General features: G+C 66.1%; 14 protein-coding genes and 3 pseudogenes. 8 read left to right on the top strand and 9 right to left on the bottom strand.

All coding sequences use genetic code 11. The annotated features are described in order from the left end of the window. Positions 1-305: 305 nt before the first annotated feature. Positions 306-1,535, bottom strand: coding sequence for a hypothetical protein (locus ABT078_RS41385; RefSeq protein WP_351237440.1), 1,230 nt, complete (start codon positions 1,533-1,535; stop codon positions 306-308). Positions 1,536-2,269: 734 nt separating this feature from the next. Here ABT078_RS41385 and ABT078_RS41380 point away from each other — a divergent pair. Then, positions 2,270-3,808, top strand: coding sequence for a helix-turn-helix domain-containing protein (locus ABT078_RS41380; protein ID WP_351237438.1), 1,539 nt, complete (start codon positions 2,270-2,272; stop codon positions 3,806-3,808). Between the two features lie 450 nt (positions 3,809-4,258). Here ABT078_RS41380 and ABT078_RS41375 read toward each other — a convergent pair whose 3' ends face one another. The 4 genes from ABT078_RS41375 to ABT078_RS41360 all read right to left on the bottom strand — a co-directional run bounded on the left by ABT078_RS41375 (position 4,259) and on the right by ABT078_RS41360 (position 7,509). Next, positions 4,259-5,725 carry a UvrD-helicase domain-containing protein gene (locus ABT078_RS41375; protein WP_351237436.1) on the bottom strand — a complete coding sequence of 489 codons (1,467 nt, stop codon included), beginning with the start codon at positions 5,723-5,725 and terminating at the stop codon, positions 4,259-4,261. Continuing rightward, positions 5,722-6,192, bottom strand: a complete 471-nt coding sequence (locus tag ABT078_RS41370; RefSeq protein ID WP_351237434.1) for a hypothetical protein — start codon at positions 6,190-6,192, stop codon at positions 5,722-5,724. The genes ABT078_RS41375 and ABT078_RS41370 overlap by 4 nt, the downstream gene beginning before the upstream one ends. A gap of 2 nt (positions 6,193-6,194) precedes the next feature. Further along, the gene (locus ABT078_RS41365; protein WP_351237432.1) at positions 6,195-7,091 is read right to left on the bottom strand and encodes a DUF6083 domain-containing protein; all 897 of its coding nucleotides are present in this window, start codon (positions 7,089-7,091) and stop codon (positions 6,195-6,197) included. 157 nt (positions 7,092-7,248) lie between these two features. Beyond that, a complete protein-coding gene (locus ABT078_RS41360) occupies positions 7,249-7,509 on the bottom strand; it encodes a helix-turn-helix transcriptional regulator (RefSeq protein ID WP_351237430.1) in 261 nt (86 codons plus the stop codon). A 790-nt stretch (positions 7,510-8,299) separates the two neighbouring features. Between ABT078_RS41360 and ABT078_RS41355 the strand changes: the two genes are divergently transcribed. Continuing rightward, entirely contained in the window at positions 8,300-8,746 is a 447-nt protein-coding gene (locus ABT078_RS41355; protein ID WP_351237428.1) for a hypothetical protein, read from the top strand. 7 nt (positions 8,747-8,753) lie between these two features. Here the strand turns inward: ABT078_RS41355 and ABT078_RS41350 are convergent, their stop codons facing one another. Then, on the bottom strand, positions 8,754-8,912 hold the full coding sequence (locus tag ABT078_RS41350) for a hypothetical protein (protein ID WP_351237426.1): 159 nt from the start codon (positions 8,910-8,912) through the stop codon (positions 8,754-8,756). A gap of 28 nt (positions 8,913-8,940) precedes the next feature. Beyond that, on the bottom strand, positions 8,941-9,528 hold the full coding sequence (locus ABT078_RS41345; RefSeq protein WP_351237424.1) for a S1 RNA-binding domain-containing protein: 588 nt from the start codon (positions 9,526-9,528) through the stop codon (positions 8,941-8,943). A gap of 371 nt (positions 9,529-9,899) precedes the next feature. Here ABT078_RS41345 and ABT078_RS41340 point away from each other — a divergent pair, with 371 nt between their 5' ends. Continuing rightward, positions 9,900-11,534, top strand: coding sequence for a restriction endonuclease fold toxin-2 domain-containing protein (locus ABT078_RS41340; RefSeq protein WP_351237422.1), 1,635 nt, complete (start codon positions 9,900-9,902; stop codon positions 11,532-11,534). Between the two features lie 14 nt (positions 11,535-11,548). Further along, positions 11,549-12,004 (top strand): hypothetical protein, encoded by a 456-nt coding sequence (locus ABT078_RS41335; RefSeq protein ID WP_351237420.1) that lies wholly within the window; start codon positions 11,549-11,551, stop codon positions 12,002-12,004. A gap of 270 nt (positions 12,005-12,274) precedes the next feature. On the opposite strand, the gene ABT078_RS41330 is transcribed toward ABT078_RS41335, so the two are convergent. Continuing rightward, complete coding sequence (locus ABT078_RS41330; protein WP_257548903.1) at positions 12,275-12,403, bottom strand: hypothetical protein; 129 nt, start codon at positions 12,401-12,403, stop codon at positions 12,275-12,277. Between the two features lie 5 nt (positions 12,404-12,408). Here ABT078_RS41330 and ABT078_RS41325 point away from each other — a divergent pair, with 5 nt between their 5' ends. The 4 genes and pseudogenes from ABT078_RS41325 to ABT078_RS41310 all read left to right on the top strand — a co-directional run. Then, the gene (locus ABT078_RS41325; RefSeq protein WP_089014494.1) at positions 12,409-12,993 is read left to right on the top strand and encodes a DinB family protein; all 585 of its coding nucleotides are present in this window, start codon (positions 12,409-12,411) and stop codon (positions 12,991-12,993) included. A gap of 105 nt (positions 12,994-13,098) precedes the next feature. Then, positions 13,099-13,554 carry a transposase gene (locus ABT078_RS41320; protein WP_351237418.1) on the top strand — a complete coding sequence of 152 codons (456 nt, stop codon included), beginning with the start codon at positions 13,099-13,101 and terminating at the stop codon, positions 13,552-13,554. Next, positions 13,437-14,412: pseudogene (locus ABT078_RS41315) on the top strand (hypothetical protein). The gene ABT078_RS41320 and the pseudogene ABT078_RS41315 overlap by 118 nt, the downstream one beginning before the upstream one ends. Then, positions 14,370-14,534: pseudogene (locus ABT078_RS41310) on the top strand (IS21 family transposase); the annotation flags it as partial. The pseudogenes ABT078_RS41315 and ABT078_RS41310, both read left to right, overlap by 43 nt. Positions 14,535-14,552: 18 nt before the next feature. Here ABT078_RS41310 and ABT078_RS41305 read toward each other — a convergent pair. Continuing rightward, positions 14,553-14,831: pseudogene (locus ABT078_RS41305) on the bottom strand (recombinase family protein); the annotation flags it as partial.

Raw genomic sequence — 14,831 nt, 5'->3', positions numbered from 1 at the left:
CCCATCCGCATACCTCATACACCACGGAATACAGACAACACCCCAGGCCCATCCGGCACTTCGAAGAAGATCACCCTAACGAGCCGAAGTCAGTAGCTGCGAACGCCGGCAGTTCGGCCGAGCGGTCGTGGCTTTGTTCACGAGCTTTGGAGGCAGTGGGGTGCTTGCCAGCGAGGGGCCCCTGGTCTTCGGCGATCGTGGCCGTCGGCAAGGCGGTGCGCGCTGAACCAGTTTCCGCGGCTGGCCTAGTCACGTGGGCTGCGGTTGCGGTGACGGTGGTCGGCGTCGACGGCTGTGGCTCTTTTTCATTCTTGTGTGGCGATTTGGGTCGTTTCGAGGGCTGCGCCGATGGCCGCGTGGGAGGTTGTCTGTGCCCACGCCTTGCGTACCCGCTGCTCGCTGCCGATGTATCCGGCTTCGCGGAATGCTTTGACTGCCTGGCGGTACGAGAGTGGCGGGTGGTCGCCCCGGTGTAGGTCTCGTAGGACGGTCTCGAGCTGCTCGTCGGTCAGCCGCTTGTTCGGGAGAGGAGTGGGTGTGTCCGCGACGGTCGCGAACTCTATTGGTGTGACGGCGGGGATGGGGGTCTTTTCCGGGATGTATGCCGGGACGGTCTCTGTATGGGGATGTGTAGCGGGGGGTCTGGCTTGTACGGATGCATGGGATGAGCAGTGTTCTGTATCGGTGCTGGCCTGCGTGACGGTAGCCGTCACGCCCCCGGTGGCATTGTGGCGTGGTGTGTGACTGGGTGGTGGAGGCGGTGTCTTGCGTTCGTGGGCGTCGCTGTGACGGCCGGGTGTGGTCGTGTTGGTATTCGTCCTGGATCGGTCATGCTCATGTGTGGTGGGCAGTTCGGGCGTGACGGGCCTGGGGAGGCGTTCCGTGACGGTCGCGCCGAACATGCTGGCCAGCGCTGAGTCTGCGCCGGCCGTGATCCGTTGCCGCTGGACGGTCAAGAGGCTTCCGGTGAGTTCTGTGTCGTGCGTGCCGACCTTCCTTGCTAGCCGCCACGACTTTAGTTCTGCTCGTTTGCGGGCTTTCGGACTCGGGTGGCTGGTGGCCAGTGCTCGGTGGTAGGCGAGGCGTTGCAGTGTTTCTGCGTTGCGGCGCTGGGTCTCTGTGTCGACGCCGGTGCGGTAGACCACGATGCGGCGTGCGAGCAGGCCCATGCCTTCCGCGGAGGCGCACATTGCGACGGGGGTGACGGCGTAGACGACGGCCTCAGTGACGCTCGTTGCGATGACGGCGCTGGTGGCGGAGGCGAGGACTGGGAGGGTCCAGAGCCCGATCCTCACGGGTGCTGGGGAGGGTTGGCCTAGGAGGGTGAGGCCGATGTAGACCAGCGCCAGGACGAGCGTTGCACCTTCTCCGGCTGCAACAACACCGAGGGCAGTGGCCGATTGGGGGAAGTGCGTTTTGACATTGGTGTAGGTGCCCCAGGCGCCGGCTGCACCGAAGCAGACCATTGGTAGGGCCGCAGTTCCCAGGACGGTGGACTGACCGTGCGTAAGGGCTTTCTGGGTGGTTGTGCGCATCAGGTGCTCTCTTTTCATCGGGTGCGTGAGTGTGGGCTGTTGTTTTGCAGTGATGAGCTTTAGGCGTGCTGGCCAGGGCTGTGAAGGCTGGTGACCCGTAGGGCGGTCCATTGCGTCGCCTTGGAGCTTCGGGTGGGCGGGAAGATGGGTGTCTCTCCCGCGCTGCGGAATGTCGGCACCGGTGAGGGGGTGGCCTGCTGGCCGGGAAGTGGCGCGTGGATGCGGACCGGACTGCCATGTGTGTTTGGGCTTGTCGGTGTCGTCCGTTGACCGGCTGAGGCGGTGGTGGGGGTCGCTGGTCCTCCAGTAAGCGCGGGGGTTTCGCCCCGTGTTGCGCTCTGACGGTTGTGGGCTGGCATCGTTTTCCGCCCTGCCTCTTCGCCAGTGTTGTGAGACATCAGCGCGGTGCCGGTGTTCGCTGGCGTTCTGAAGTGTTGTGTTGCGGGAGGAATCCGCGGACGGCCTTGAGTCGCTCACGTTGTTGCGCGGGGTCTGTGGCTGGTGGGGCAGGTGGTCGCGGGGCGGAGCGATGTGTCATTTCGTTGTTCCCTGCCCTGCCGCTCTGTAAGGCCTGTGTCCCGCCACCCGGGATACGGACTGTGCTCTCACCACTGGAGGGCGGTTTCCTGGTCGTTGGAAACGCGAGTTCCTGATGAGAGAGGTGCGACGCATGTACGCCTACGCGTGGGAAACGACGAGAGCCGTCATAGGTAGACGGTGTGAAGTGATACTTGATGTCGAATCTGGAGGGGCCGGGTGGGAAGTGCTGGAGCACAATATCGTCTGCCTGGCTGACAACGCGGTCCCCTGTGGTCGTGGTGACTCTCATTGCGGTGTTACGCGGCAAATGGTGTGGCGGATGCTTCACTGCCTGTCTTCGTCTGGTGGGGTGGTGGCGGCGACGTGCTGCTTGTCGTCCCCGGTATCAGTCCTGCGACTGTGCACGGGGCTGTGTGCCGGTACGGGGGGCAGGCATGAGCGCTAGTCACATGGGAATGGTGTTCGATGCTGAGGGGCTTGACCGCAGTGAGAAGTTGCTGCTCCTTGGGTACACGAACCGGACTGACGCTCATGGCCTGTGCTGGCCGAGTGAGGAACGTCTCGCGCGTGACTGCGGTATGTCGCGCAGTACGGTTCAGCGGACGAAGCGCAAGTTGGTCGAGAGGGGTCTGCTGAGGTCTTTGGGCCCCGGGTACCGCCATGGGAGAATGATCAAGAATATTACGTGGGTGAATCTGCTGCTGCTGGAGTCGATGGCGGGGGCACGGGTTGAGGTCGCCCAGGGTGATGGGATTGGTTTGCAGCAGGGGGCGTACGGCGGCTCGGGGGTCGTTGGTTGGGGGGCGTCAGACGAGTCAGATCCGTCGGCTGGTGAAGCGAGGCGTCAATCTGCTCCTCCTCGTGAGTCAGATTGGCTCGGCTCTCGCAGCAGGATGAAGCCGATCGTGGGTCAGATTGACTCCCAATCCCTTATGTATCCCGCAGAGACCCCGAAGAGGAACACTACTTCCGTCCTTCCTTCCCTCCGGGGGGAAGGGTCGCGTGCGACGGATCCGGGGACGGAGGAGTGCGGCAGAGGTATGGGGCACTTGTCGGAGGCTGTGGTGGCCAATGGGTCGGCTGCCGGGGTGATGCCTCAGCGAGAGCCAGTCGCAGAGGAGAGGGACGTTCGCGATCAGCCGGTGATTGGCCGGCCTTCGGCGGCAGCGGAAACGGTGCCCCCAGGGGTCGAGCTGTTGCTGGCCATCGGTGCAGAGAAGGCCGAGCTGCTTCTTTTTGGGAAGCCGCTGATGGATCAGGGCAGGGTGGTGACCGGCATGCTGGAGCGGGGCTGGACTCCTGCACAACTTCGTCACGTGATCGCGTCCCGACCATTGCCGGATCCTCTGAAGAAGACGGTCGGCGCGGTGATCGGCGGCCGGCTCAAGCAAGCCTGCGCCGCGCCGCCGCCATCGAGCATGGCCCATATCCTGGATCAGGCGCCAACGGAGGGGGACGCCCGGTATGCAGCGGGACGCTGGCAGCATAGGCCCACTGCGGCTACGCCCGCAGATCGCAGCGTGGCGGAGGCCATCACGCACCGGGTGGCCCACGAGTGCGGGGGTCAGTTTGGTGAGTGCGGGCGACCGGTCAGTGGTCCGGGCGTGCTGTGTCACCATTGCGTCCCCCAGTCCGGGGTGGCGTCGGTGAATGGAGCGCACGTGTCCAGACCGGAGCGCGTGGCGGATGCGAGTGGGATGGCTGAAGTTGACGGGGAAGAGCCGTCTGTGTGATGTCTCGACCCGCGGCCTGCATCCTGTGAGCCCGCGGCTCGCCATATGCCGGTTTTGTGGAACGTGCCTGGCAGGGCGTGTACGTGTCCCCTGCCAGGCACGGGCGGTGCGTCGCTGCCTCTGCTTCAGTGGCGTACGGCGGTGTTATGGAGCGGCGTATCCGGGCGGCGGGAAGGGTCCGCGTTTCGGGCTGCCTTCAGGAGTAGGTCGCGGCTGTCGGCGTGTGGTGGCAGCCGTATGTGCGAGGTTTGACCGCAGGCTGTCCGGCCCACCCTTGCTTCGCCGGTTACCTTGACGCCCTTGCTTGCTGCGGCGCGGCATCTTGGCACCCTGGCTGATCGGACGTTGTTCCGTTTCGTCGGAAGCGGCGTCCGGTCCTCAGGCGGGTCGAGGATGTTTGTCCGTCAGGCTGCTGATGTTATGAGGGAGCACAGATCTGGTCTCTGTGATTCACCTCTGAGGTCGGCCGGCCGGGTGGTGGTCGATCCATTTGAGGCCGCCGCGGTCGAGGCAGTTGCGTGCTCTTGTGACGGCGACGTAGGCGAGGCGGGCTTCGGCGTCGTCTACAGGCCCGGGAACGGGTGTTCCGGTGTCGTCGAGCTGGTCAGTGGATTTGGGTGGGGTGAAGTCGTCGGCGACTTTCACGGTGGGCCATTCGCGGCCTTTGGCTTTGTGGGCGGTGGAGATGGTCACGTCTGCTTGTGGTTCGTCATCGAGTCGGTCGACCGCGGTGAGGATGGCGTCGGTTCCGTGTTTGTCGATGAGGTCGACGAAGGGTTGTAGGTCTCCTCCGGCGGGGTCGTGTTCGGCGTAGTCCTGGAGGTCGCTCCAGGTGGAGAAGAGGACGAGTTCGGGGTGGTGGGTGCGGCGGCCGGATTTGAGGTCGCGTGCGGCGAGGGCGAGGGAGCGGAGGCTGTCGCCTCCTCCTACGAGGGCGACACGGTGGCCTGAGTCCAGCAGTTGCATGACGTGGGTCATGGCGCCGACGTTGGTGCGGCACAGGATCGCGTGCGGCTCTTCGAGGGGGCCGAGTTCGGTGGTGAGACTGGTGCTGCCGTGGAGGCGGATGGGCGCTCCGGTGAGGGCGAGCCACCGGTTGGCTTCGTCGGCGAGGTCGGGTCCGAAGCGGAAGGACTGGGAGAGGGTGAGGGTGGTGCCGTCGAAGCCGGTCATGACGTCGCGGGCGCCGCGCCAGTGGTAGATGGCTTGGGCGGAGTCACCGACCATCACCAGCTGGGCTTGGCCTCGCTGGGCGTTGAAGACTTGTTCGACGACGGGGTTGGTGTCCTGGGCTTCGTCGAGGAGGAGGAAGTCGCCTTCGATGACGGGGTTGGTGAGGGCCCAGATTTTGAGGTAGTGGTCGTGCTCGAAGCGCATCACTCCTCCGTCGGGATCTTGTAGGTCCTTCCATGCCTTCTTGGCGAACGGCAGGACTGCCTGGGCGAGTTGGGTGTGCTGTTCGGGGGCTTCGAGGCCGCGCATGCGGGGGACGTGGTGGCGGTGTGGGGTGGGGTCGGCGGTGTGGCAGAAGCGGGTGACGGTGCGCAGGGTGGCGTAGGCGAGGGCGCGGGGGGTGAGGTCGCGTTCTGCGATGCGGATGGGTTTGGTGATGCCGAGGGCTTGGCCGGTTTTCCAGGCGGGTTGGCGTGGGGCGTTGAGGCGTGCGCGGTATTGGTGGCCGAGGGCGGCGTAGGCGAGGGCGTGGGCGGTTTTGCAGGTGACGGTGTTGGGGAATTTGGTGGCGGCGTCCTGGGCGATGGCGCGGTTGTAGGCGAGGTAGCGGCCGCGGCGTTTGGTGCCGTGGGCGAGGAGGGCGAGTGTGGTGGTTTTGCCGGTGCCGGCGCCGGCTTGGAGGACGAGGTGGTCTCCGGCGTGGAAGCGGTCGGCTGCGGCGGTCTGTTCGTCGGTGAGATTCAAGGGTGAGTTTCCTGGGTGGTCAGGGCGTGGGCTACGGCGGTGAGGAGGCGTTCTCGCGTGGTGGCGGCCAGCAGGGCTTGCACGGCTTGGTTGAGGCGCTCGGTCTGCTGCCGGTCGGTTCGCGCCAGTGCGTCGGTGACGGCCTGTTCGACGAATTCCTCGATGTCTTGGCTGTACGCAGCGGCGGCGCGGTGGACGGCTGCGTTGGCGGCGGGCGTGAAGGCGACGTTGAGGGTGATCTTGCCGTGGACGTCGGGGTAGTGGGTGGTGATGATGTCGACGGGAAGCACGTCGTCGAAGGCGTGTCGAAGTCGCGTGAGGGCGCGGCGGGGTGTCTTTGCCTGGGGGAGGGCTGTCAGTCGGGTGTGGTCGTGGTTGGCGCCGAGGGGCATCAGCCGGTTCGCTCGCTCGAGTTCGCCTGGGGTGGCGGGTCTGGTGAGCGTGATCTCGAGGGCGTGGTGCGGCATGGTCACCGTTCGCGGGAGTCGGTGGTCGTGCGGCAGGCGGGCTTCGCGTTGTTGTGGCGTGCGGTGTCGGGAAGTCGAGTGTGAATGTGCCGGTGGTGGATGAGCGGGTCGAAGACCTCCCAGCCGGTCAGGGCAAGGTCGGGCACTCCTTGGTTAGTGGAGTGGAGGGGGCAGTGCTGGGTGCGCCAGCGCAGCTGTTCGTCGTAGGGCAGGTGGCTGAGGTCGTAGACGGCCATGGATGTGGCAGGCAGGAGGAGCTGGCCTTGTGCGGGGGTGGCGGGCAGAAGTTTCCAGACGCCGGACGTGATGGTGGGATCGAGGACGGGGCGGGTGCAGCGGGTTCGGGCGCGGGTCTGTGCCACGCACTGGATGTCTTCGAGGGGTGAGGCGGCGAGGTAGCGGCCGTAGAGGAACTGGACGACGGGCCAGGCAGGACGGCACGTGGCGGTCTCAACAAGGGTGGCGGGGCGGTCCGGTGGCGGGGTGAAGGTGCCGGTGTCGGTGAGGCGGCGGGTGTGCAGGGCGAGGTGCCGGCGAAGCGTCGACAGCTGCGGCGTCAGGAGTGCGGCTGCGGGGCGGGCTGGGCACAGCATGCGATGCGGGATGCGGCACCACGGGCTGCCGTCACCGGCTGGGTGGGCCACACCCGAGTCGACGTGCCAGCGGCAGACGAGGGGGACCGCGGCCGCGGGCAGTTCCCGTGGGTGCATGGCAATGGGCCGGTGGTCGGTCCGGTGGAACCAGGTGATGCGGTTGGCGCAGGCTGTGCAGCGGTTGGACTGTGCTGTGCCCAGCATGCGGCTTGGGCTGTCTTCGGACAGGCGTAGATCGCGTTGGCGGTGTGCGCGGATGGGGGTGCCGTCCCAGTGACGGCCGGATGTGGCGGCGAGGGAACCCATGGAGGTGAAGGTGGCAGGCGCCGCGCCGGGGAGTCGCGTCTGGTTCGGCCAGTTCCCGCGATTGGCCCAGTTTTGTGGAACTGTTGTACGGCCTGTCGAGTGTCAGTTCACTCGTGCGGACTCGATCAGGTGATTCGCTGCCGAGGTGGCGGAAGAGCTACTGCGGTGCGGTGGGGGGCTCGTGGCCCTGGCAGAGGGTGGCGAAGAGCCGGTCGAACGGAACGTTGAGGGCGTGGGCGAGTGCGTGCCAGCTCTTGAGGGTTCCGATGGTGCGTCCCTGCTCGATTTCGATGAGGGTGCGTCTGGCGAGCCCGCTGCGGCGGGCGAGTTCGTCGTAGCTCCACCCGCGTTGGCTCCTTAGTCGCGCGAGCTCCAGGCGGAGTGCGGTGAAGTCCGGGTCGGGTGGGAAGATCGTCACCCCGTCATCCGACGGTGCAGAACCTTGTCTTGTCAGTGTAGAGGTCTGCCCTAATTCGTCTCGCGTGGCGGACGGTGATAGGGCAGAGGTCTGCACTATGGTATGCCCGACATCGCCCCCACTCCTTCCGGTTCTCCCAGGACGGGGCATCACCTTGACGAGGAAGGCAGGAGGAACGAGGCGTCTCATGAAGCTGTGCACTCCGCACCCCCAGGTTCGGCGCATGTGGACGGTCGAACTACGCCCGCAGCAGGGCGGAGTGACGCTCTACTGCCCCCTGTGCACGCCGACCGACAGGGCGCCCCTCACTTCCGCAGCCCGTGCCACCGCCCTTGCACACCTGGCCCAGCACGCGCGGACTGACCTTCTGCCCCCGCACCTGCGCACTTGCCAGTGCCGCCAGCGCGGATGCCGCTGGCACCCACGCCACCGCGGCTGCTCGGGCACCGTTCGCCTCGTCCTCACAAGTGAACACGCCGGCCGTCACTGGCGCCTGGCCGACCTGTGCACGGCCTGCGCCACCGCCACTCCCGGCAGTGCTCCCATCCCTGACGTTCACGTCCACCGACTCGCACCACAACCGCGCGCCGGTCTCGACGACTTTGCCACCAATCGCCGCAAGCCGCTCGGCCACGCCGACTCCGCGACCCGAACCCGTGACATGCTCAGCTACCTCACAGCGGCCCTACCCCCCAACGCGAGCGCCGAAGCCCGACTCCTTGCCCTGCAGTGCGCCTTGCGCAGCAACAACTCCGGACAGGTGCTTCTGCCCCGAGGAATGCTCCGCAGCATGCGACTGGCACACATCCAGACGCCCTGGAGCGAGCTCGAACACGCCCGTTGGCTGCGCCGTCGGCCGCCGCACGTGGTGCGCAGCCTCACCGCAAGCGTCGGAGCGCAACTGCTCGACGCGGCCGTCCTCATGCAAGAGGCCACACGAGGCGCCCGGCTTGCCGCCGCGAACTGGGCACTGCATGCCTGCTCCCAGCCCCGCACGCGACACCTGTCCGCCCCGGTCCGGCTGGCTGCGCTGGCACTCACCGCTTACCAGACCGCCGACCCGGCGCGCCCGGACATGGAAGCAGACCGCCTGATCCGTACATGCGCTCTCACTCGAGACATGCTGACGGCGACGCTTGACCGTCTTGCCGCCTCAAAGGTGATTGCGACCTGGACGTTCGACCCGGTGACTGACGACCTCGGATGGGTGCCGCCGGCTGAGCCAGACCGCTCATAGGCACGCATTACGGCGCAGCGACTTCGGCTACGTCGTCACCGACTATGTTGCTTCCGATCACCTGCACGCCGAGGTTGAGGGCCGGCGATGCGGTTGCAGCGCGAATGAGTTCGGGCAACTCCCCGGAAGGCGGCAGGTCTCTCAGCCACTCCCACTCGTCTGCCATCACAGCTTCCTTCGCTCGAACCTAGTTTTCAGGAGTCTTGCGAAGCCTCACCAGCAGCAGGGGCACCCTGTCGTTGGGAGAGGGACAGTCTGCGCTGTGGCCGCTCGATGTCCGTGACGACAACCGTCACCTTGTCACCAGACTGGAAGGCCTCTGCCTGACCTGCTGCAGGCATGCCGCGGACCTCCACGAAGGGCACCAATCCCTCGATTCCGTCACCGACCTCGACGAAGGCACCAATGGGGAAGACCCTGGTGACCGTCCCGTGCAGTTCCTGGCCCACCGTGGTGCGGTCGGCGAATGCCTGGAAGGGGTCGGGCTGCATTGCGCACAAGGACAGCCTGGCCTCCGCGTTGAAGGTGTCGAACTGGAGGAACTCGCACGAGATGCGCTGTCCGACCTCGACGACATCCGTAACAGCGTCGATGTGCCGCCAGGACAGTTCGGGGATCGTGATGAACCCGACGCCTGGCAGCGTGGGATGGTCAGGGCCGTCGTCCAGGGCCACGAAAACCCCGAACCGCTCAATCGCCGCTACGGTGCCGGACAGGATCTCGCCGCGGTGCAGCGACTCCAGGAACGCCCAGAGTTCCGGGCTCTCAGACTGCCAGTCCACGCCAGCCACTCTTTCACACGGCGTTGTATGCATACGTGACCCGAATCAGCAACAACAAGCCCATGCTTCCCCCTCGCCGCCCTTCCGGCCGCCTCGCCGTGGCGCGCTGGGTGAGCGCACTGGACCTTCTCGACTCCTGCGTATGGGCGCTCACATACCTCCTCCTCAGCGCCACCACAGCGCGCACACCAGCACGTGCGTCGGATGGCCCGCCCGTCCTGTCCGGCCGCCGATGGCCAAGCGCCATCCCCAGCCAAGTCTCCTCCGCCAGGGCCGCTCCACCCTGCCGGAGGACGCAAATCCCGCCCTGACAACGCCGGCCCCCTTGGGATACGTTGATCGTTCACGCCTGCAACGGGGAGGGCCGGACGATGAGCGGGCTCGCGCCAGTTGTCAAGTTCACCGCGGAGGGGATGATCCGCGGTTCGATGGGGCTGCTCGACTCGATGCGGGGTGCCCGCGACACAGCCATCGCCCTGGGCCATGAGCTGGTACGGCAGCACGGAATGGCTGGAGATGACGATGCTGGCCGCACATTCGCCAAGGTGTACGCGTCGGCGACGTTGGACAAGATCGGTTTCAGTTCTTATGTCCTCGGAGAGACGAGCCGGGGGTTGATGCGCAACGCCCGTGAGTTCATGGCCGAGGAAAGCCGGCAAGTCGCCGCCTTCCTGGGGAGGCAGACCGACCTGACCGCGGGTATGGGTGATCCGGGTGCCGACTGCACCGAGAACTACCTCGGCCTCGGCCAGGAGCTCCCCGAAGTGATAGGTGAAACCGCCTGGTACGACCAGTACGCGCCCATGGGGCTGAGTGACCGGTTCCGTGGTTCACCGGAGAAGATCCGTCATGTCGCCGGCTCATGGCGGCATGCCGGCAGTCTGATGCAGCGGTTTCTCGAGGACGCGCAAACGTACGCCGGGACCGCGAGCAAGGCGCACTCCGGCAAGGCGGCCGAAGCCTTCCAAACGTACGTCAAGCACTGCGTCGGTCTCACCTGTCCACCGGCGAAGGCGCAGGAGGACGAGCCCTTGGTGACCAATCTGGTTGCCGCTTGTACGCAGCTTGCGAAGGCGTGCGATCGGTACGCGGAGCATGTGGAGGCGGCCAAGGAGAAGATCCGCTATCACCAGAATGATCCGTTCGCAGTGGACATGCCGTGGGATCAGCCGATGTTCGGGGCCAACGGATACGACGGCGGCCTGCACGATGCTGTCCTCGGGGATCCCTGGATCCGGGACCTCGGCGCGGTGGCCCACGCTCTCGACGCGTCGGCTGCCCGGGTCAGGCTCCCCGATGCCGCCGAACCCGGGGCTCCGTTGATGCCCGGGCTGCCTCTCCCGCCTCCGCTCATACGCGTGCCCGTCCCGGTACCTCTCAGGCTCGCGTCGTTCACAGGGCAGGCACCGGCTCTGCTGCCCATGGTCAACCCTGTCGACCCCGCCATTCCCTTCGCCGATCCCATTCCGCCGCTGCCGGGCACGACGCGGCTGCTGACAGCGGCGGAACAGCAGCAGTTCCGCGCTTGGGCGAACTCACACCGACCCGGCGGGCTGGCAGGCGGCGGCGGACCGACCGACCCCGACAATGCGTATCAGCTGCGCATCGCGGGCTATCCCGAGCGGGAGATACCCCTGGTGGGGAAGAAGCGGGGACTGATGGTCGACGGCGTACGGCCGGCCGACGGGTACCTCGTCGAGGCAAAGCACGTGCGAGATCCGGACTGCAAGAAGAAGAGCTTCCGGTCCCTCGATCGTGTCGAAGACACGCTGGCCAAGCCAGTGAAAGTAGACAACAAGGGAAAGATCGCTTGGGACCCTGTCGTCGACGCCATGTACGCGGGTGACGAAAAGGAACTGGTGCGATACAAGCAGGCCATGGCCAATCCCGCGAACAGCGAGATCCGGGGCCTGGAGATTGTCACGAACGGCCAGGACAACGCCGTCTACTGGCAGTCCATGATGGCGATGACAGGTACGCCCGGCTCGACGCGATACGTACCCTGAGACCGAGGAAGACTGTGTCTGCTGAGCGGAACATCCGAACCAACTTCGCCTTCTACCCGCCGGAGGACGACGACGGCGTCTGGCAGGCGACGCTGGAGTCCCTGGAGAGGGCCTTGAGGGAGGCGTTTCCCGAACCGACAGTGGAATACCGGAAGTCCGGGATCCATGGCATGACAGTGCTCGACTTCGAAATCGAGCTGGCGCCCGATGTATGGATTGACGGGACGGCAGCGATGCCCAAGCCCGACTACGCCTACATCACCCTCACCGATGTAACCGCCGGCGAAGCTGCCGTCTTCGCCACGTGGCTCCGTGACTCGTTCGTGCCAGCACCCCATCTAGTGTGCTTCGCCAGCAGTCTTGCCATGGCGAACGGGTCCGAAAACCCTTCTCCGTTGCCGGTCGCAGGCGGCACCTCGGAGATCGAGGACGTGTTGCGCGCACACCTCGCTTCCTTCGACACACCGTAGGTCGGCCACCTGTGACACTCTGAAACGATCAGTCAAGGGCTTGCTTGGTGACTGCGGCGGTATCAATGCCGCCCTTCTACCTCACTCGGCGAGACCTTCGACAACGAGATTCACAGGCGTCCGGCGCCGTTGCTCAGCAATCGCCCGGACAAGACCTACACGCAGGCCCTCAGTCAGGGGTTCCTCGCCGCGAGCGCTTGGGCGTTGGGCAGGGGTGATGGCGCGGTCGTCGGGATGCTGAGACACCGAAGCGTCGTCTGAGAGGTTGTCTCACGTGGCAAGTTTCGCGAGCTTCTTGTAGCAGGTCAGGGCGGCGGCCATGGCCAGGCCTCGGCTCTGCCAGTCGTTGCGGACCACGTACGGGATCTTGAGACCACGAGCAGCCCATGGCAGGCTCATGCCGCATGATCGATGAATTCGCGAAAGACAACCTGCACGGGAGACTGCGGCGGGACCGCAAGGCGCTGCTCTGGAAACTCGACGGCTTGTCCGAATACGACGCCCGCCGACCTTTGACAGCGACCGGGACCAACCTCCTCGGCCTGGTCAAACACGTGGCCACCGTCGAGGCCAGGTACTTCGGCGAGGTCTTCGACCGCCCTTCCCCGGAACCGCTGCCCCGGTGGCAGGACTCCAACGGCAGCGATCTGTGGGCGACCGAGGACGAGACCCGCGATCAGATCATCGGGTTCTACCGGCGCACGTGGGAACACTCGGACGCGACGATCAACGAGCTTCCCCTCGACGCCCCCGGCCACGTGCCGTGGTGGCCGGAGCCATATGCCGACACGAACCTGTTCGCCATCATGGTCCATGTCCTCGGCGAGTCCATCCGGCATGCCGGGCATGCCGATATCCTGCGCGAGGGCCTCGACGGCCGGACCGGGTTGCGCGCCGAACACGAGAAGCAGATCGACGAGGAAGCCCGTGCAGCCTACTGCGCGAAGATCGAGCAGGCCGCCAGGTCGGCCGCACCAATCAAGGCTTAGAGGTTGTCTCACGTGACTTGATGTTCGTGCGGCATGATGCCGGTCGTGGGTGCTGATCTATCGAAGCGTCTGGTTCCTGATGAACTCTGGTAGCTGGCAGCCCCGTTGCTGCCGTCGTTCGCTGCTCGTCCGCAAGGTGGTGGGACCGCTCCGTGTGACGAGCGGGCCGTGTTCACGGCAGTGGTGTACGCGCTGACCAGCGGCTGTGCCTGGCGGCATCTGCCGCCGACGTTCGGCACGTCGCCCGCCACCGCGCATCGCCGCTTCACGGTATGGACCGAGGCCGGCCTGTGGCGTCGGCTGCACCGGGCGGTGCTGGACGAACTCGGGGCCCGGGGCGAGGTGGACTGGACCTCGGCGATCGTCGACGCGGCCTCCGTTCGCGTCTTGCGCCGCATCCGAAGGTCATCACGCGCCACCGCGACGGGTGGATCCATGCCTACGTGTTCGACTCCGACGCTTTTGGGAGGCTGGAGCCCGCTGCGGCATTTCAGCTGCGGGCAGGTGACGAGGTCGTGGCCTCAGCGGTTTGGCCCGACCTGGGGCGAGTCGTGTATGTGACGCTGAACGGTTTCGTCTGCCTGACGCGCGCGGGTGACCTGGTGTGGATGTCGGCCTTCGAACTGCACTCCGACGTGCGCCACGGCCACCGGCCCAACTGTGTGCTGTCCCTGGACGGCCGGACTGTGTGGGTATTACCGGCCGGACGCGATGGCGGGCCGCGGGGGCGGAGACCAGTGGGTCGTGTACGACGCTGATAGCGGCGTGGTCCTCGTCCGCCGGGAGCTGGACACGGTCGAGCACGGCGCCGGCCACCACGTGCATCCCGTGGACGGCAGCATCTACCTGGACATCGGTGAGGGCCAGGATGGCTCCGTCATCATCCGGGGCACGGCCGGGACCGACGGCGAACCGGAGTTCGTGACGTACTCGTGGTCGGAACGGCGCCTGATCGACCTGGCGCCAGGCGGGGAGCAGTTCATGACCGTCGACCACGGGCAGGCGGACGTGGCCTACCACCGCCACCCCGACGGGGAGGTGCTCTTCGCAGTCCCCATCGATGCCTTCAGGTTCGGCCCGGAGGACACCTTCGTGGAATGGAGCGGCGGCTACCTGACCCCGGATACGGCCGTCGTCACCGTGGGCGGTGAGGGCCAGGACGAGGAGGAGTGGTTCCGTTACCACCTGGTCGACGTGCGCACGGGAACCGTCAGCGGCGAGATCGCCATTGAGGTGACCAGCCCGTACGAACTCCAGCCCCTTGGGGATGGCTCCTGGCTCACCGACGGCCCCGACGGCAACCCCGTCCGCTGGTCTCGCGCTGCCCTCACGCCTGCACCCACGCCTGGACCCTCGCGCACGCAGAAGCCTTCCGCGTCTGCGGCGGCGTCCCGCGCCGCCTGGTCCCGGACAACCTGAAGACCGGGGTCGACAAACCCGACCTCTACGACCCGAAGATCAACCGGTCCTATGCCGAACTCGCCTCTTACTACGGGGCGTTGGTGGACCCGGTCCGCGCGTCGAAGCCGAAGGGTAAACCTCTGTCATCACACTGCACCTCATCGGGTCGTTTCGGAGTGTTGGGGGTCCAGGACGCTGCGGCGAGGTCGGCCGATGGTGGGGCGGACGAACTCAGGTCCGGGCAGGTGGAAGACGTATTCACCCTTGTCGTTGGCGAGGACGCCGGTGATGATGCCGTCCCGGCGCCAGTGCTTGATCGTCTGGAAGTGGACGTCGAGGTGGCGGGCGAGTTCGGAGACGGTCAACAGACCCTGGTCCAGAAGTCGTTGACGGTGGCTGCGTAGCTGGTAGGCGTTACGCAGGTGAATGATCATCCC

The organism is Streptomyces sp. NPDC002133 (assembly GCF_040296405.1).
Taxonomy (GTDB): Bacteria; Actinomycetota; Actinomycetes; order Streptomycetales; family Streptomycetaceae; genus Streptomyces.
The sequence above is the reverse complement of the archived record's forward strand: the minus strand, read 5'-3'. Positions and strand labels throughout refer to the sequence as shown.